Source organism: Virgibacillus indicus, assembly GCF_002266285.1.
Lineage (GTDB): Bacteria > Bacillota > Bacilli > Bacillales > Amphibacillaceae > Virgibacillus_K > Virgibacillus_K indicus.
The window spans coordinates 45,620-61,350 of the sequence record NZ_NPMS01000001.1 but is presented as its reverse complement, the minus strand read 5'-3'; the positions used below and the strand labels follow the sequence as shown (position 1 = coordinate 61,350).

Genomic DNA, 15,731 nt, shown 5'->3' with positions numbered 1-15,731 from the left:
AAAGAAGAGGACCTTTTAATACTTATCGGTAAAAAAGCTTGTACTCTTTAACCAATGAGTACAAGCTTTTCATATATATTAAAGTTCAATATGCATGCTGATTGACCTTATAAAACCCTCCCAATATAATTCCCAAACCCCTCCAAAATCTCTAATCCCTGATTCATCAACTCTAACCATATTTTCCTGTCAAGAGAATAAGGACTCTTACCCTTCAACAACTCAACCTCATCCTTAGTCAGCTCCATCTCATAGTACTTATCCCCATTTTTCACAACAAACACATAATCCCTAAACTTCATAATATTAACCGCATACCCCTCATCCCATTCCTTCAACTGATCTTCAATACAAGTCCCAACATGAATTAAAAAATCCTCCCCACTATAACTTTTAGACATATAGCCCCTTATCCATCCACTGTTGTTCATCATTAACCATCCCTCTCCAATTTATTTTTTCATCCAAAACAAATCGATAACAAAAAAGCCCTTCATTGCAAATGATCGCAACAAAGAGCCCTAGTCGTTTGTCATCATTCAAAGCAATGCTTTGCTGGTGGAAGCACCTTACCGCTTGGCAGGTTGCTGTGAAGTCATGGAGCCAGTACTCTCGTTCACTCTTGATAACACTATTCAGTTATATTCTATTTTACATGCATTGGTGAAATTTTAAAGGAAACATTTATTTCCCATGTCACGGATAATTTCTATCGCTTTATTATCATCCATGGTATACTCTTGTATTTTTGATGAATGATCAAATTGTTTTGAAATAATACATTAATTACTTTTAATGCTGGATAAAGTCACCAAATATTGCCAAAACCAGCTTACTTGTTTTATTCCGGGCCTTATTGGGAAAAAATATATGGAGCATAAATCAAAGGAGAGTTGTATATGAGTATTCGGATTTTTATCAGTCCCGCTAAATATGTCCAAGGAAAGAATGCGATAAAGGATATTGGAGAATACGTGAAGGTACTTGGTGAACAAGCCGTTGTCATTGCGGATGAAACGGTTTGGGAGATTGCCGGCAATGATGTCGTCGAGCAGCTGAAACAGGAAAACATCAAAACAGAAGAAGTTTTGTTTAACGGTGAAGCTTCCAAGACGGAAATTCAGCGAATTGCAGAAATCGCCAAAAAAGAAAATGCATCTGTTGTAATTGGTGTTGGCGGCGGAAAAACGCTTGATACTGCCAAAGCCGTATCGGATGAGGTGCAGGGCTATACGGTAATTGTACCGACAACCGCGTCAACCGATGCGCCAACAAGTGCCCTTTCCGTTGTTTATTCAGATGAAGGCACCTTCGAAAATTATCGTTTCTACAATAAAAACCCGGATCTGGTTGTGGTTGATACAAAAATTATTGCAGGCGCACCCCAAAGATTTCTTGCATCCGGAATTGCCGATGCACTGGCTACATGGGTTGAGGCCCGCAGTGTGATAAACGCAGGCGGTAAAGCAATGGCAGGCGGTATTACAACAATTGCTGGTCAGGCAATCGCAGAAAAATGTGAAGAGACTCTTTTTCAATATGCCCATCTCGCCTATGAATCCAACAAGGCAAAATCAGTCACACCAGCACTTGAGGCGGTCGTGGAAGCAAATACATTGCTCAGCGGGTTAGGCTTTGAAAGTGGCGGACTAGCAGCAGCCCATGCAATTCATAATGGTTTCACTGCATTGAAAGGCGAAATCCATCACCTGACACATGGTGAGAAGGTCGCGTTCGGTACACTTGTTCAGCTTGCACTGGAAAACCACAGTATTGACGAAATCGAACGTTACCTTGAATTGTATATCAGTCTTGACCTGCCGGTTACGCTTGAGGATATCAAATTAAAAGATGTTTCAAGAGAAGATATTTTGAAGGTGGCTGAAGCCGCAACAATCGAAACGGAAACAATTCACGAGGCATTTGACATTACAGCAGAAGAAGTTGTTGATGCCGTCTTTGCAGCAGACCAATATGCAAAAGCCTATAAGGAAAAAAGAAATAAATAATGAAAAGGTAACAGTCTCCCACCGTTAAAGCGGTGGGAACTGAAAAATTAATCTTCCTAAGAATCAGCAGTCAGCCAATCAGCTATTTTGTGTGCCTAGTCACTCCCCGAATTTAACGACGTTCTATATAATTTAATTTCTTCAAAATGGGACGCAAAACCTGTCCCCATGTCCCTGCAGCATGGGACGGTTTTTAAAATTACTCAGGTTTGGTTCATCACTACCCAAGCTTCAATAATTAACGCACCCAGAATTATCCAAAGCATTTCGTTATCTGTATAAAAACTGCCGATCGTTGTTAAATTAGACGTATATCATCTATACTCTTAACTAGAACTGTAAAAGAGGTGTAACGATGAAAGCATACCAAATCAAGATTGATATGATTGATTCTGAACCTTCGATATGGAGAAGTGTTGTAATGCCGGCTGGTGCGACTTTTAACCGGCTGCATGATGTAATTCAAACTGTTTTAAACTTTCAGGATTACCATCTGTTCGAGTTTGATCTGACAAAAGACAAAATAAGAGTTACGAACGATGAAGAAGCCTATCAGGAACATCAATACTTTAAAAAGAATCAAAAGGAAATGGAAAAGCAGATGGAAGAAGTGCTTCCTGAGTTTGCTGAATTTGAGAAGGCACGTCTGGAACAATTAAAAAAAGTCGTTCGAAAACCAAATGGCATCAAAATCGACAGCTATTTGGAAAAGCACGGTGAACTTTATTATATCTATGATTTTGGTGATGATTGGCGAGTACTGGTCACATTGGAAAAAGTCATGGAGAATTATCATTATGGTTATCCAACATTGCTGACTGGTGAAGGAACTGCCCCTCCAGAAGATGTGGGTGGCTTCATGGGGTACAGCGAATTTCTGAAGATTTATCATGACCCAGATCATCCCGATCACGAGGATATGAAGACTTGGGCGAATAGCCAACTTTACAGGGAATATGATCCAGAATTTATAAGCGGAATGCTAAAGTTCGTGAAATATAAGAAAACAGAATGGGATAATCTTCGGTGAAAAGATTCTATGATATTAGGTTGAATCGTCCCTCACCATATTGACATATATACTACTGCTGGTACTAAGCCTATAAACCTGGAATCTGCCAAAGTGGCTTATCCAGCGAAAACTGTGGTAAAGATGAAAAATTATGACATATTAAGATTATGTGTTTACGTTTCATGAAATTGTAACGTCCGAGGCAAAAAAATAAGCCTGCCCTAAGCATGCTTTAATTAATTCGTTGTTGAAGAATGGATATGTCCGCTTTTGCATCTAATAATTCAGCGGAGAGACGGCCAACCTTTTCATCTATTTTACGGATATCATTTCTCATTTCTTTCATTTCATTTTCTATATTTGCGACTCTGTTTTCTATACTGGCAATTCTGTTTATTTCATTAACCGTTGCTGTTATTTCTTTAATCGCAAGGAATAAATCATCATTCGATACTCCAGCCATTTTGTTCCTCCCCGTCTTCTTTATGTTTTAGTTTATCATGAAGGCCTTACTTGGACAAACCAGCACCTTAATCAAGGCTTCATAATTACTAAATGCAATCCTCTTTTTTTATTATAAAAAACATCATATCAACGAGCAGCTCCCAACAGAGTCATTGTATGAGTAATGATTTAAGTTGGACTTCTTCCCTTAATTTACCCCAGGCTATAGCATTATTCGAATGGATGATTCAGCTTGGAGACTCAAGAAACTTTTGAAATTAAAACGAAACTTCAAGTGAGGTTTTTACTGCCTGCTGCACATGCTGGATAAATACCTAAAATATGCACAACCTATAATCGTATAAATTTGAGAAATGGAGGTTGAAAAAGATGGAACATGTGAAGGCTTTATTAATAAAATTTATTATGATTACTGCAGTGTTGTGGATCGTATTAAGTGGCTTCTATGACGTGGCATTTGCAGACATGCTCACGATCAGTATACTGCTTACCGGGGCTTCCTATATAATTGGAGATTTATTCTTTTTACCGCGTTTTGAAAATTGGGGTGCCTCGCTGGCTGATCTTGGCATGGCTTTTGCTGGAATTTTGTTCGTTGGATCCTTCCTGGTTGAAGGAACTATTGATTTGGGAAGTGCAGCTATTGTATCCGCACTGATCATTGCCGCAGGAGAATTCTTTTTCCACAAATATATGGCAAATGAAGTATTAACTGGAGAGGCAATCCGATCAGACGAAGAAAAAGCACTCATCCGGAAATACCAAACAGAACATAGTCAAGAATTGGACGGCGATGACGAAAGTGATAAAAAGGAATAGGGACATGGGACGGTGAAGTTTCCCATATCCAACTGGGTAATTTGAAGAAAAAGCCATCTATCCATTCCAGATTACCTAACCGGAAACTCCACCACTCTCCCCTTCTTCTCATTAAAAATCCCCTTCAGCCTAGAAATAACCCATGCACCAGATGATCCCATAATACGCAGCACATAATTCACTCCAGCCACATCTCCAAATATCCAGCAATCCAGTTCCTTATCATCATATTCCGGATAAGACAGCTGATAATAAATACGGAGTCTTATCATTTCACTCATGAGATTATCACCTGCTGCATCATATATATACAAAGCATTGAAATGTTTGTTTTTGACGACACCAAGCCCAAGAATTTTAATTAAACCATAATCAATCCGATGATTATCCACACCATACAGCCGCTCCACTATGTCATCTGCAAATGTTGTATTTGTCATCACCTCAAAGTCCCTGTCCATTATCAGTTCCGTTGCATCAAGATAGAACATTTCCTTCCTTTTCGATATCATACAAGCCCCTCCTAAGACGATTTCTATTATTTATATGCAAGTCTAGCAGATGGGCTGCACATCTTTACGCTCAGGACAGGTGTTTGGTTCTACCATTATAACTCAATGATTAAGCATATATCATCCCCTACGTACATTCACCAACCTCACCGCATAGTATAATGTGAATATAGGTGAAGGGATGGAACGAATTTGTACTATTATCCATACATGTACCCGTATCATTACTACAACCGTGCTCCAATGTATAACTACGGAAGACAGGCTGCATACCCGGCTTATCCGAATCCGTTAGAGTATGCGGGACCTAACGAGTATTGGCGTGCATCAAATGAAGGTGCGAGGATTGATTTAAAGGATTATGGCAAACAGCCGTTTGTGGTTAATATTGAAGATGCTGCGGAAGCGAATAATACATTTCGCACAGCTTTATGGACAGGAGACCATTTGCAGCTGACAGTGATGAGCATCCCAGTTGGCAGCGATATTGGTTTGGAGGTTCATTCTTCTGTTGACCAGTTCCTGCGGATTGAAGAAGGTCAAGGTGTTGTACAGATGGGTGATACGGAGAGTAATTTAACGTTTCAGCGAAATGTATCAGAGGATTATGCCATCGTAGTCCCTGCTGGTAAATGGCATAATTTAATTAATACTGGTAACAAACCGCTAAAGCTGTACACGATCTATGCACCACCTGAACATCCATTTGGCACAGTTCACCAAACGAAGACAGAGGCGATAGCTGCTGAGGGGCATTAATACTCACAAAAAGAAAGGTGTCATCCTCAAAAAAATTTTACAGCTGTTTTTAACCCTCTGTTATTTGTCATCATTTTAGTCCAATAAAATTTGCATTTTTCTTCTGCTTCAAGTAATACTAAAGATAGTTATTACCAATACATTTTCAAAAGGAAGCGGAGGGTCATTTTTATGGATAAAATTGAAGTTGGCGAAGTTTTTACCATTAGTGATGAAACGGTAGAGGATCAGGAAGTAGAAGTGCTTGCAAAGGTTACACTGGAAGGTACAGACTATGTGGCTGTCTGCTTTGTAGAAGATGTGCAGGAAGACAGTGAAGATGACATTGATCTCTATTTCCTCAAAATCGATGAGGACGGAGAGCCCGATGCGATTGAAACGGATGAGGAATTCGATAAAGTATCTGAAGCATTTGATGCCATTTTAGAATTAGAAATGGAAGAATAAGACTACGAGCGATCATCTTCTTCAATTCAGAAGATGATCGCTTTTTCATGAGTTTGTTATTTATTTTAAAATGCGGTACCTTAAATGCGTAACATTCTTCCCGTCAATTACCTGCTGGATTTCCAATTTCTTTTGGTCTAGCTCTCGCCCGCCGAACAGTCGGATTCCACCGCCTAGAAGAACAGGTGAAACATGCAGAAAAACTTCTTCTAAAAGACCTGCTTTTATAGCCTGCCGAATAACAGTTGCAGTACCAATACTGACATTCTTGCCCTGTGCAGCTTCCTTTGCCTGTTTAATAGCAGAATCTATGCCATCTGTTACATATGTAAAGCTGGTATGCCCTTGCGGATAATTTTCCGGAGGTTCATGGGTCATGATAAAAACCGGAACACCCGCAACTGGATGACTTCCCTCCCAGCCATTTACAAGGTCATATGTCCTTCTGCCGACAATCATCGCACCAGTTTGATCAACAGCTTCATCATATACTTCTCTGTTCAGCTCTGAAAGCTGGAAAAAGTCATTATGCTTGCTTGGCTTGTCCCCGCTGAACAGCCAGCTGTGGAGTTCAGTTCCCCCCTCTCCAAGCGGCAGCTTCGGATTGTCATTCGGACCAGTGATAAATCCATCGAGTGACATAGAAATATCAGCAATTACTTTGCTCATTTGCAATTCTCCTTTTTTCATTATCTTAGCATTTCAGAGAAAAGAAAATTTATCTTATCTTGCTATTTCATATACGCCATCAGCCAGCAATCCCTGTACGCCCCTTCATGAAACTCATGCTTTGGCAGAAGCTTCACTTTCTTAAATCCACACTTTTCATAACACCGGAGTGCCCTGTGATTCGTGACATGCGGATCCATAATAACCCGGTCCGCTTTTCTTTCTTCCACCAAATAGTCCACCATTGAGCAGACAAGCAATGTGCCAATTCCTTTATTCCAATAAGCCAGCTCCCCGATAAACTGATCAATTCCGTAAATAGTTTCGTCCTCATCATAATGATTGATGATGCTCGTCTCAGGAGTCACCTGGTAATACTGGATATAGCCAACGGGAGTTCCTTTATACTCCACGATACACTTTTTCACATCTTCATCCGGAGAATAGAATTCCTTCTTTACTTTTTCCGTATCAAAAGGATTGTCCCTTCCTTCGTAAAACTCAAGTACGGCCGGATCCGAAAGCCATTTTACAAGCAGATTCTTATCTGCTTCCTCTAAATACCTTATCGTGAGATTCTCTTTTTCAACCAGCATGACCTTCATCTACCTAATACACCCCCAGAATCAGAAAAACAATTGGAAAAACACTGAATGCAATATTCACAATGAAATGACAGGTGATCAGCGGGAACTTCAACATCCGCCACTGGAATATAAGCCGTTCCAACCCTTATCAATTTTTCATCCATCAGCCGCTCCTCCTCTTTTAATCACATTCGCGAAAAAAGGAGCGATTCCTTTATTTTTAAAATAAATGCCAAAGCGGAAATAGGCAGACCTTTACACTCCCCCGGAAAGCTTCTTCACTTTCCTTTTTTCTCTTATCAATGTTGAAAGCAAAAGACAGATTAAAGCTAGTACGGCCATCACAATAAGCGCATACGTTGTTCCCCAATATGTGCCAACTTCATATGAAGAGTCCATGATTGATGTGGTAACACTAATGATTGTTGAAAGAACGATAATCCCAAATGCCATTCCAAATTGCCTTATTGTATTTACAATGGCAGATCCATGGGAAATATCTGCATCGTTCAGTGCATTCATACTCATGGTAACAAGTGGCATAAGTGTTAATCCAAAACCGGCCATAAATAAACAAAAGTGGAGCATGATCCAATAAGGCGAACTCTCCATGCCGACTGTGATTAACAAAAGTAAAGCTATTAATGTACAGGAAAAACCTATGACGGATATTTTCTTTCCACCGTAACGATCATACAGATTTCCTGAAACAATTGTTATAACAGATAGGAGAGCTGTTCCTGGAACAAGAATAAATCCGGATAAAAATGCACTTGTTCCAAGAACATCCTGTGCAAACATTGGCAATATTGTTTCCGCAGATAACAGAAGCATCATATTAATAAAGACTAGAATCATAGCTAAACGAAAGGTCGAATTACGAAATAATCTTACATTAAGTACTGGCAAGGTTAATATCAATTGACGACGTACAAACATGACAAGGGCCAGAACACCAATTAATAATGGTACAATGACAAGAATATCTGTAAATCCTGTTACACTGATTTTACTTAAACCAAAAATAAAAAAGGAAAATCCAATTGCAGATAGAATGATAGAAAAAGGATCCAGCTTCTCCGCCTGCTTCTCCAACACATTTTTCATAACAAATATTGCTGAAATTAAAGTACCAAGCACGAGAGGCAATATGATCCAATGAAGCGACCGCCAACTGAAAAAATCAATAATCATACCTGATATTGAAGGTGCACTGGCTGGCGCTACATTGACAACAGCCCCCAAAAGTCCCATTGCAAATCCTCTTCGTTCATGTGGAAATACGTTCAATAATATTGTTTGGACAAGTGGCAGAATGATTCCTCCACCAATAGCCATAATGACTCTTGACAAAATTAATGTGCTGAAATTTGGTGACCATCCTCCGATTACTGTACCAGCTGCTAAACATGAAAGTGAAAAAATCACAAGGACCTTTGCTGAAAAAACATTCGATAAATACCCTGTCATTGGAATAAAGACAATTGTTGTAAGTAAGAAAGCAGTAGTCAGCCATTGGATTTGAGTTGCATTCACAGCAAATTCATTCATAATCGTTGGATATGCCGTGATCAGCAGGAATTGACTGAATGTAAATAAAAACGCTGTTGCAAGAATAACAACAACGACACCTTTATATTCTGATTTTCCTCCCATTCATGTTTTTCCCCCTTCATTGAACCCTCCGTTCATCGTTTGGTTAATTCACTTAAACAACTTCAAAGTATTCTTCATGCCCAGAGACCCCAGTATTTCATACCACTTTTACAAGATTATCTTTATTTCCACCATCATAACATGTATGTCCAATAAAACGTTTGAAAGGCTGCTATGAAGTGAGGTGAAATTATTTCATGAAAATTATTTTTTAGAATATAGAAATTGAGTTGCATTTTATATTGAGATTTTAATTAGTTCTTGCCATTTTCCTTTCTAATTTATCAATTTCCCTGCATTTTGGCCCTGAAAATCAAATTTCCACCCTCAGACACTTCCTTTCAAAAATACCTGTCATCGGTTATAATATGTTTAAATAGGAGATGAGACAAGATGGAACAATCAGGCTTTCAGCAAATTTTAAAAGCATTAGAGCTTCATTCAGAAACAATCGACAAAAAAATGGATAATATGCAGTCAGGTTTAGAGATTCGAATGGATACGATGCGATCAGAATTAGAGAACCGGATGGACAATATGCAGTCAGGTTTAGAAAAACGAATGGACGAGGTGGAAGTAAGATTAGAAAATCGTATGGATGACATGAAATTAGGGTTAGAAAATCGTATGGATGAAGGATTTAACCGTGTTGATAAGCGCTTTGACCGACTTGAAAAAAAGGTTGATGGCATGAGGGTTGAACTAACAGAAACACAGGAAACGGTTGATTTTTTATCAAGCAAAACAATCCAGCATGAGAAAAAGCTCCGGCAAATCTACGAATAGAATAATAATCTTCGCGAATTGGAAAACATTAAAGACCCACCGCTTTCCAGCAATTCGGATTAAATTTCCATTTTAATAGGAAGCGGGAATTAAATGCAGACCCCCGCTTCTTATAGTATATAAAATAAAGTGTTCAAGTTAGTTCCAATCGGTGAAAACCTCCACTTTCCGATTCGACCAGGCGCTCATTCTTAAAATATAAGCTCCCTTTATCATCAATCCCATAACCGAGTGAAGCATTAACTCTTTCCATGGCACGTTTTACATTTAGCCTTTCTTTCCATTTCGAATAATGAACACTGATCACACAATCTCTTATCAGGCCAAGTCCAGCAAGAAAAAGGAGTTGATTCCTTGAATTATCCTTTGGAGAAATCACACAATGCTCTGGACAAATCAGTGCACCAGCTGAAAACCCGGCAATTGGAATCCCAGTTTGATACATTTTTTTAATTTTCACACCTAATACCGTATCAACGATATAATCACGATAACGTTCTGTCTGCCCGCCACAAATAATGACTCCGGTACAGGAGCTTAATTCCTGTAAGAGGTTGCCTTTGGGATTGGCAGACAATGGGATATGGACAAATTGAGTCAGACCATTTTCTTCTAAAACACTGGTATACTTCGGCATGTACTGCTTCCAGCCATCTCTATTTATGTATAAAATTGCAGCTTTACTATTCCCTTTTAAGGCATAACCAGCAAACCGCCTTCCAAGTTCTTCATTAAAAGGCGGACTTCCGCCAAATAAAAACAGATGCCGATTCATCATTTTTCCACTCCTTATCCCTTTGGATTGCAATCATTTAATGATCCATATATATACAAAAACACTATTATTTCAATAGTAATTCTTTTCCTGTCATAATTTCAAATGTAATCGTTTGTTGCGTTCTTGCCTTCCCTTAGTCCCAAGACAACCCACTTCCGAATAGTATAAAAACAAATCCAATCTGTTTCACTAAAAACTAGAAAGGATATGTTTAAAACATGCCGACTGATCTTGGATTGTCTTTTCAGAACCTGAGTCAAAAGCACATGTCATTTGAAGAAGTATTTAAACATATTACCCAATTTATGGAAAAAGATGCAGCTGGGAATTACTATTTGATGTTTGGAACAGACTCCCAGGTGCATGCGAATCACACGATTTTCATTACAGGAATTGTGATCCAGCGAAAGCAAAAAGGTGCCTGGGCATGCATACGTAAAGTAGTCATTCCAAGACAGATGACAAACCTTCATGAACGAATTTCCTATGAAACAACGTTAACCGAAGAAGTGGTTTCCCTGTTTACAGAGGAAAGAAAAAATCAATTGATTGATATTGTTTTACCACATATTTATCAAGGTGCTTCATTTGCCATTGAAGGCCATATTGATATCGGATCAGAGAATAGGAATAAGACCCGTATTTTCGTGAAAGAAATGGTATCGAGGATGGAAACATTGGGCCTGGAACCAAAAATAAAACCAGAATCATTTGTCGCAAGCAGCTATGCCAATCGGTTTACGAAGTAGGAGCAGAGCTCGAATCAGTCCTGATTTCCTCCTGCAAAAAACGCTCAGACAAGTAATCTGAGCGTTAGGCTTACTCACTAAATCAAAACGACGGTAAATTTTCCAGATTATTCTCTTCTATCCCATCCGGCTCACTTCGAATTATATCCCTGCCGTACTTATGAAACACATCGATATGAGCAATTTTCCCAGCCTTAGCTTCATCTAATGCAGTAATATAATCCATTTCGCGTCCAGATTTCGTTTTAAAAGCAATGATATTGCCATCCTCATTTTTCCGGACCGCCACAATTTCTTCTTTATTCATTTCTTTGCCTGCTTCAATCTGGGTTTCGTTTTGATTCCGGTATTGATTGTAAATACCCTCAAAATCTTTTTCACTCATATCCGGAATCACCGTCATTTCCGAACTGCTGATTTTTAAGCCTCACCGACTCTGCATCCGTATCACTATAAATACCTGTGCCATGTCCACCTGTCTTCTTTGCCAAAAATTCCTTTGCTTCATTATAGGACATGCCGGACTGTGCATTCTTACGTTTTACCGATTCTATGTCAGTCCCAGCAGCAGTATATCTGCCTGAATTATTGTTTTCTTCCTTCATATTGGCACCTCTTTCTTGGTTCCCCTTATTTTTGCCAAATGAATTGTTTTTATTAATTTTTGAAAGAAACATAGGACTTCAACAAACGTTTCTCCTTTTAAATAAATCAAAGCCAAATCTCTCAAAGAAACCCTAAATATTCCTTTACAAGAATATTCCATTTATGGTATATTTAACTATAATAAACTAATTCTAACAATTTAATAAAGGGGACAAAAGAGATGAAATCAACTATGATGAAAGCACTCGGGGAACCGAATCGATTACAGATTGTCGAGCTTCTGCGCAGCGGTCCCCTCACCGTCGGAGAAATTGCAGAAAGTCTGGAAATCCGTCAGCCACAAGCTTCAAAGCATCTTCGCATACTGAACGAAGCAGGAATTCTTGAGGTGCAGGCAGTCGCAAATAGACGCATTTATAAACTTAGGCAGGAACCATTTCAGGAACTGGACGACTGGCTTACCAGCTTCCAAAGTATCTGGGAGGAAAAACTGGATCGATTGGATGCGTATTTAGAAGAACTCCAGAGCAAAAAAATTGACCAGGAAGAAAAGTCATAATTCCTTATATTCTAGCTTCTGTCAACAGTGCAGAATGCTATGAATCAATAAATAACAAGGAGGACATTTTCATGTCTAAAACGGAAAATTCGAAACTGACTTCAAGAACAGAAGGTCGGGACCTTATACTGGAGCGTGAGTTCGACGCACCGCGAGAACTCGTATTCGAGGCCTTCTCCAAAGCGGAGCACCTGAAAAAATGGTGGTCACCAGAGGGCTGGTCTACTCCAGTCTGTGAGACGGACTTCCGGCCAGGCGGAACTTGGCGTTATTGTATGAAGTGCACCGATGAGAGTCAGGAAGAATACGGAATGGAATCCTGGGGAAAAGCAGTTTATCAAGAAATCATTGAACCGGAAAAGATTGTACAGATCGACTCATTCACGGATTCAGAGGGGAATATTGCAGAAGAAATGCCATCAACCAAAATGACAATCAATTTCATCGAACAGGATGGAAAAACAAAGCTCATCAGCCGCAGTGAATATGCATCTGCCGAATCACTCCAGGCTGTCCTTGATATGGGTGTACTTGAAGGAGTCACTGAAACCTGGGGCAAACTTGCAAATGTAGTAGAAGAACTGAAAAGCAGGTAATCCTTCGCGGGGCTGGGACATATGTTGAAAAATATGTGATTCTTGTACAAACCGTAAATATAAACCGCATGATATCAAGATAGTTAAAATTGATTTCATGCGGTTTATTCATTTTTTCAGGGTTTTGTTTCAACCTCCACTTGTTTTTATGTTAACTAATATTTATATATATTGATGAACTACATTGATCACAAATCGCTCTTTCTTGAATTGCAACAGGAATCCGATTTAAACGAGTGTTCATATTCGTCATGACGACGAAGCCATGTCTTGCCATTGCCGTCGCTGCGCCCAGATGGCTGTTCCCAGTCCTCTTGCCTGCCGAGTGCTGTTAAATCGAGGTAGTTGAACATACCAATTAGCAGATCAGTTCCACGGGCGTAAGTCGTATACGTGTGAAAAATTTTTTCACCATCGCGAAGAAAGGTGCTCACGCCAGGTACTTCCATTGACTGCCCGGAATCAACTGGTACGCCCTTTTGAACAAGCTCATCCTTGGTTAAGTAATTGTATTCGATTGGGGCGACAGATTCGTCCAGCGTAGCGTGAAAGTCATAGTTGAAATCGCTATCGAAGGATGAGTACCAAGGAATGTCCCAACCCATGCGTTCCTTGTAGCGCTGGAGCTTAGGTAGTGGCGCACGGGATACCAGGGCCAGCGACGTGTTGCGTGCATGCAGGTGGGCCAGATGACCGATGTTGTCGGCAGCCAGTGAGCAAGCCGGACAACCCTCGTTCCAATCCGGATCGAACATGAAGTGATGCACGATAAGTTGAGGGCGCCCCTCAAACAGATCAAGCAGACTGGTCTTACCGTGCGGACTCTCGAAAACATAGTCCTTATCAATTTCTACCATTGGGAGTCGGCGACGTTCGGCACTCAGCGCATCTCGCGCTCTAGTGAATTCCTTCTCTTTGGCCAGCAGTTCCTTTCGAGTCACAAGCCACTCATCTCGTGACACAACTTTCGGAAGCTGAATATGATTTTGCTTTTTTTCCATATCATCTTCTCCCTTCTTAAGTTTTTTTAGCTTATTACACACAATGCCTATAAAGTCTTCTTCTAGATTGCTAAAACAATTCCTTTATTTTTCTATTGTTTATACCTCTTAACCATCTTAGGGCATAATGGTGAAATTACACATTGACGATTCAATCGAAGCATAATCCCTGAAGACTTGGGGATGATAATGTGTAGATCCGTGTGGAGGGAAGTGGAACAAATGACTGATAAATTGTACGATATAATCGGGATTGGGATAGGCCCATATAATCTTGGATTAGCTGCTCTCTTGGATACTACTCCTGAACTTAATGGCTTATTTTTTGATAAGACGCCAAAATTTGAATGGCATCCCGGGATGTTAATTGAACGGATGAATTTGACCACTCCTTTTTTAGGGGACCTTGTCACATTCGCTGATCCAACAAGCCGGTTTACCTACATCAACTATTTACATGAACACAATCGTCTGTATCAGTTCTACTTTTTCAGCAAGTTTCAGATTCCCCGTCAAGAATACAACCAATACCTGCAATGGGTTGCCGAACAATTGGAACAGCTCAACTTCGGTTATGAGGTTGTCGATGTGATAGATCATGAAGAAGCTGATGAGCCTCACTATGAGGTGATCGTGGAAGAAGCCTCAACTCAAAAACGATCCTCATACTTTGCAAAAAATATAAACATGGCAACTGGCAGTGAACCCTTGGTACTGGACTCCATGACAGGGCACCCAAATGAAGATGTTTTACATACCAATCGATACATGTACGAAAAGGAAAACTTAGTCGAATCCCCTCACATTACAATAGTAGGTTCTGGTCAGAGTGCCATCGAGGTCCTCCTGGATCTGTTAAAAGAACAGGAAAATAAAGTGTTTCAATTGACGTTATTCACCCGTTCCAGTGGCCTATTTCAATTGGAGAAAGCCAAATTTGGCCAGGAGTATTTTTCGCCCGATTTTGTGGATTATTTTCATTCGCTTGGCTTTAAGCAGCGCCTCTACACATTGGACACTTTAGGAACGCTCAGAAAAGGGATTAATCCTCAGACACTGATGGAATTATACGAAACGCTTTACCATAAAACAATTGGCCAAACGAAACAGCCGGTAATCATCCAGCCCAATACAGAGGTCAAGCGCATAAGCCGAAACAATGACAAGTACGTATTGAACTGTCATCAGTGGCAAAAAGAAAATTCCTTTGACTATGAAACGAATAAGGTTATCCTGGCAACAGGCTATAAACCACATATTCCTGCATGGTTCTATCATCGTTTTAAAGATAAAATTATGTGGGAAGACGAAGACCGCTATAAAGTTACCCGAGATTATCAGCTCGCGTTTAATGATCAGCGAGACCACCGTTTTTTCACCATGACCAATTTGGAGCATTCTCATGGCACGGCAGCCACCAACTTGGGATTGGCCGTTCAAAAGAACATACAAATCATAAACTTGCTTGCCGGACAGGAAGTATACAAGAACAGACGTGACACCATCTTTCAGCAGTTTACAATGGAAAATGAATAAACCTATCCGAAAATAGGAAAATCTCTTGTCACTCGATGTGCTAGCACAATATCCATCGGGGTACAATAATTACAGCGAGAACAGTAAATTCACGTGTATTTAAATGTTTATAATTTTTCTATGTTAATTAGACTACGAAGCCAATTTTTTACACATTTTATTGTTACATCTTTTATCATTAAGTA

21 protein-coding genes and 1 riboswitch are annotated in these 15,731 nt (G+C 39.8%); of the genes, 10 read left to right on the top strand and 11 right to left on the bottom strand.

Annotation, left to right across the window (positions count from 1 at the left end; all coding sequences use genetic code 11):
• Positions 1-107 precede the first annotated feature (107 nt).
• Positions 108-434 (bottom strand): hypothetical protein, encoded by a 327-nt coding sequence (locus CIL03_RS00335; RefSeq protein WP_094883229.1) that lies wholly within the window; start codon positions 432-434, stop codon positions 108-110.
• A gap of 95 nt (positions 435-529) precedes the next feature.
• Positions 530-632: riboswitch (SAM riboswitch) on the bottom strand.
• A 267-nt stretch (positions 633-899) separates the two neighbouring features.
• On the opposite strand from CIL03_RS00335, the gene CIL03_RS00330 reads away from it, so the two are divergent.
• Positions 900-2,009 (top strand): glycerol dehydrogenase, encoded by a 1,110-nt coding sequence (locus CIL03_RS00330; protein WP_094883228.1) that lies wholly within the window; start codon positions 900-902, stop codon positions 2,007-2,009.
• A gap of 355 nt (positions 2,010-2,364) precedes the next feature.
• Positions 2,365-3,039, top strand: coding sequence for a plasmid pRiA4b ORF-3 family protein (locus CIL03_RS00325; RefSeq protein ID WP_094883227.1), 675 nt, complete (start codon positions 2,365-2,367; stop codon positions 3,037-3,039).
• A 214-nt stretch (positions 3,040-3,253) separates the two neighbouring features.
• Here the strand turns inward: CIL03_RS00325 and CIL03_RS00320 are convergent, their stop codons facing one another.
• Complete coding sequence (locus CIL03_RS00320) at positions 3,254-3,484, bottom strand: hypothetical protein (RefSeq protein ID WP_094883226.1); 231 nt, start codon at positions 3,482-3,484, stop codon at positions 3,254-3,256.
• Between the two features lie 371 nt (positions 3,485-3,855).
• On the opposite strand from CIL03_RS00320, the gene CIL03_RS00315 reads away from it, so the two are divergent.
• Positions 3,856-4,305 carry a YndM family protein gene (locus CIL03_RS00315; RefSeq protein WP_094883225.1) on the top strand — a complete coding sequence of 150 codons (450 nt, stop codon included), beginning with the start codon at positions 3,856-3,858 and terminating at the stop codon, positions 4,303-4,305.
• A gap of 71 nt (positions 4,306-4,376) precedes the next feature.
• Here CIL03_RS00315 and CIL03_RS00310 read toward each other — a convergent pair whose 3' ends face one another.
• Positions 4,377-4,817 (bottom strand): hypothetical protein, encoded by a 441-nt coding sequence (locus tag CIL03_RS00310; RefSeq protein WP_094883224.1) that lies wholly within the window; start codon positions 4,815-4,817, stop codon positions 4,377-4,379.
• A 192-nt stretch (positions 4,818-5,009) separates the two neighbouring features.
• Between CIL03_RS00310 and CIL03_RS00305 the strand changes: the two genes are divergently transcribed.
• Both CIL03_RS00305 and CIL03_RS00300 read left to right on the top strand, forming a co-directional pair.
• Entirely contained in the window at positions 5,010-5,576 is a 567-nt protein-coding gene (locus CIL03_RS00305; RefSeq protein WP_094883223.1) for a cupin domain-containing protein, read from the top strand.
• Between the two features lie 171 nt (positions 5,577-5,747).
• Complete coding sequence (locus CIL03_RS00300) at positions 5,748-6,023, top strand: DUF1292 domain-containing protein (RefSeq protein WP_094883222.1); 276 nt, start codon at positions 5,748-5,750, stop codon at positions 6,021-6,023.
• A 60-nt stretch (positions 6,024-6,083) separates the two neighbouring features.
• On the opposite strand, the gene CIL03_RS00295 is transcribed toward CIL03_RS00300, so the two are convergent.
• The 4 genes from CIL03_RS00295 to CIL03_RS00285 form a co-directional block, all read right to left on the bottom strand.
• Entirely contained in the window at positions 6,084-6,692 is a 609-nt protein-coding gene (locus CIL03_RS00295) for a dihydrofolate reductase family protein (RefSeq protein WP_094883221.1), read from the bottom strand.
• Positions 6,693-6,754: 62 nt separating this feature from the next.
• Positions 6,755-7,288, bottom strand: coding sequence for a GNAT family N-acetyltransferase (locus CIL03_RS00290; RefSeq protein ID WP_094884389.1), 534 nt, complete (start codon positions 7,286-7,288; stop codon positions 6,755-6,757).
• 5 nt (positions 7,289-7,293) lie between these two features.
• The gene (locus CIL03_RS19705) at positions 7,294-7,443 is read right to left on the bottom strand and encodes a hypothetical protein (RefSeq protein ID WP_165767869.1); all 150 of its coding nucleotides are present in this window, start codon (positions 7,441-7,443) and stop codon (positions 7,294-7,296) included.
• Between the two features lie 91 nt (positions 7,444-7,534).
• Positions 7,535-8,935 carry a DHA2 family efflux MFS transporter permease subunit gene (locus tag CIL03_RS00285; RefSeq protein WP_094883220.1) on the bottom strand — a complete coding sequence of 467 codons (1,401 nt, stop codon included), beginning with the start codon at positions 8,933-8,935 and terminating at the stop codon, positions 7,535-7,537.
• 393 nt (positions 8,936-9,328) lie between these two features.
• Between CIL03_RS00285 and CIL03_RS00280 the strand changes: the two genes are divergently transcribed.
• Positions 9,329-9,721, top strand: a complete 393-nt coding sequence (locus CIL03_RS00280; protein ID WP_094883219.1) for a hypothetical protein — start codon at positions 9,329-9,331, stop codon at positions 9,719-9,721.
• Positions 9,722-9,854: 133 nt separating this feature from the next.
• On the opposite strand, the gene CIL03_RS00275 is transcribed toward CIL03_RS00280, so the two are convergent.
• Positions 9,855-10,499, bottom strand: coding sequence for a Type 1 glutamine amidotransferase-like domain-containing protein (locus CIL03_RS00275; protein ID WP_094883218.1), 645 nt, complete (start codon positions 10,497-10,499; stop codon positions 9,855-9,857).
• Between the two features lie 218 nt (positions 10,500-10,717).
• On the opposite strand from CIL03_RS00275, the gene CIL03_RS00270 reads away from it, so the two are divergent.
• Positions 10,718-11,248 (top strand): ribonuclease H-like YkuK family protein, encoded by a 531-nt coding sequence (locus CIL03_RS00270; RefSeq protein WP_094883217.1) that lies wholly within the window; start codon positions 10,718-10,720, stop codon positions 11,246-11,248.
• A gap of 82 nt (positions 11,249-11,330) precedes the next feature.
• Here the strand turns inward: CIL03_RS00270 and CIL03_RS00265 are convergent, their stop codons facing one another.
• Together CIL03_RS00265 and CIL03_RS00260 are read right to left on the bottom strand one after the other, a co-directional pair.
• Positions 11,331-11,633 carry a DUF3892 domain-containing protein gene (locus tag CIL03_RS00265; protein ID WP_094883216.1) on the bottom strand — a complete coding sequence of 101 codons (303 nt, stop codon included), beginning with the start codon at positions 11,631-11,633 and terminating at the stop codon, positions 11,331-11,333.
• A complete protein-coding gene (locus CIL03_RS00260; RefSeq protein WP_094884388.1) occupies positions 11,626-11,853 on the bottom strand; it encodes a gamma-type small acid-soluble spore protein in 228 nt (75 codons plus the stop codon). The genes CIL03_RS00265 and CIL03_RS00260 overlap by 8 nt, the downstream gene beginning before the upstream one ends.
• A gap of 221 nt (positions 11,854-12,074) precedes the next feature.
• Between CIL03_RS00260 and CIL03_RS00255 the strand changes: the two genes are divergently transcribed.
• Both CIL03_RS00255 and CIL03_RS00250 read left to right on the top strand, forming a co-directional pair.
• Positions 12,075-12,413 (top strand): ArsR/SmtB family transcription factor, encoded by a 339-nt coding sequence (locus CIL03_RS00255; protein ID WP_094883215.1) that lies wholly within the window; start codon positions 12,075-12,077, stop codon positions 12,411-12,413.
• A 71-nt stretch (positions 12,414-12,484) separates the two neighbouring features.
• A complete protein-coding gene (locus CIL03_RS00250; RefSeq protein WP_094883214.1) occupies positions 12,485-13,009 on the top strand; it encodes an SRPBCC domain-containing protein in 525 nt (174 codons plus the stop codon).
• Between the two features lie 188 nt (positions 13,010-13,197).
• On the opposite strand, the gene CIL03_RS00245 is transcribed toward CIL03_RS00250, so the two are convergent.
• Positions 13,198-14,010, bottom strand: a complete 813-nt coding sequence (locus CIL03_RS00245) for a DUF899 domain-containing protein (RefSeq protein ID WP_094883213.1) — start codon at positions 14,008-14,010, stop codon at positions 13,198-13,200.
• A 222-nt stretch (positions 14,011-14,232) separates the two neighbouring features.
• Here CIL03_RS00245 and CIL03_RS00240 point away from each other — a divergent pair, with 222 nt between their 5' ends.
• The gene (locus CIL03_RS00240) at positions 14,233-15,546 is read left to right on the top strand and encodes a lysine N(6)-hydroxylase/L-ornithine N(5)-oxygenase family protein (protein ID WP_094883212.1); all 1,314 of its coding nucleotides are present in this window, start codon (positions 14,233-14,235) and stop codon (positions 15,544-15,546) included.
• Positions 15,547-15,731 lie beyond the last annotated feature (185 nt).